The sequence below is a fragment of the Baia soyae genome (genome assembly GCF_004341445.1).
GTDB classification, from domain to species: domain Bacteria; phylum Bacillota; class Bacilli; order Thermoactinomycetales; family Thermoactinomycetaceae; genus Baia; species Baia soyae.
On sequence record NZ_SLXV01000087.1, the window covers coordinates 1 to 1,329 of the forward strand.

Annotated in this window: 1 protein-coding gene and 1 pseudogene; one reads left to right on the top strand and one right to left on the bottom strand. The window is 44.2% G+C overall.

The annotated features are described in order from the left end of the window. The first annotated feature begins 187 nt into the window (after positions 1-187). Entirely contained in the window at positions 188-430 is a 243-nt protein-coding gene (locus tag EDD57_RS14875) for a DDE-type integrase/transposase/recombinase (RefSeq protein WP_131850072.1), read from the top strand. 183 nt (positions 431-613) lie between these two features. Here the strand turns inward: EDD57_RS14875 and EDD57_RS14220 are convergent. After that, positions 614-1,329: pseudogene (locus tag EDD57_RS14220) on the bottom strand (collagen-like protein); the annotation flags it as partial.

The following is a 1,329-nucleotide window of genomic DNA, read 5'->3' on the forward strand; positions in this document are numbered from 1 at the left end:
TACCTGCATAGTAGGCAAAAATCCCTTCTCTTGTTTGCTCATCTAGCTTCTTTCCTCGTCTTGCCACATACTCACCACCTTAACCACGAAAAAAGTCCCACCCTATAAAAATAGAATGGGACCCATATGTCCTTTGCTCTAACGAGAGCCGTGTCTTTCTCAATTCGATTGACCTTCTCATACTACTATCTTAGCATGTTATTTCAGCTTTGTTCCCAATAAATCCCCAGATTTATCCCACCACCCAAATAAAGCGTATCCTCTTGCAATCAAACAGCTGAAAGAAGAAAAGAAATTGCCTGACAGGCAACAAAAATATCTGAATAACCGAATCAAGCAAGACCATCATTTTATCAAAGAGAAGATGCGGTCCATAATGGGATTCAAGTCGTTTCATTACTTGGTGAAAAGTTTGGAACCAGGTACATGATCAAAAAACAACAGATTCCATCTCTAGGTCCTTCTGTCTCCGAAGAAGAAATTTCATACAAAACCTCTTCAATTGGTAGCTTAGAAACCCTCATATAAGGGGTCTTTCTGGCTATTTTTCATTTTCCTCACTTTTTGCAACAGAATCGACTTTTGAAATAGCTTCTAAAGAGAATGCATTTTACTATCCCAACCGATTTATGATCATAAAAGCTCTTGTCGTTAGAGCTCCACTAGGTACAAAATTGTTTAAATACTGTAAACTTATCGTGCCTGATGCGGGAACCGTTACAATAGATGCACCAGCCCCATATAAATTAGCGCTTATTCCACCGGTAAAACCTACAACAGATTCACTAAAATCTTGAGAAGGAGGTGCACCATTAACGCTTACACCAAATCTAGAGCTGCTTGACGCACCACTATTGTTGTAGAAAACCAAAACTTGAAAGCTAACCAGATAATCTCCAGCATCAGTAACAGTAACGAAACCGCTAGTGGGCGTGAATCCCATGTTTGGAGTTCCAACCCCTCTAGTTGAAAAAAGTATAGTCCCGGTAGTTCCTACTATTGTTTGGTTTCCGGTTCTATAAACATTTAGGTATGCTGGTATAAACGCGGGATCCCCCGTTGGTCCCGTTGGTCCCTGAGGTCCAATATCCCCCGTTGGTCCACTTGGTCCCGTTGGTCCTTGAGGTCCAATATCCCCCGTTGGTCCACTTGGTCCCTGAGGTCCGATATCCCCCGTAGGCCCACTTGGTCCCGTTGGTCCCTGAGGTCCAATATCCCCCGTTGGTCCACTTGGTCCCTGAGGTCCGATATCCCCCGTTGGTCCACTTGGTCCCGTTGGTCCTTGAGGTCCGATATCCCCCGTTGGTCCACTTGGTCCCGTTGGTCCCT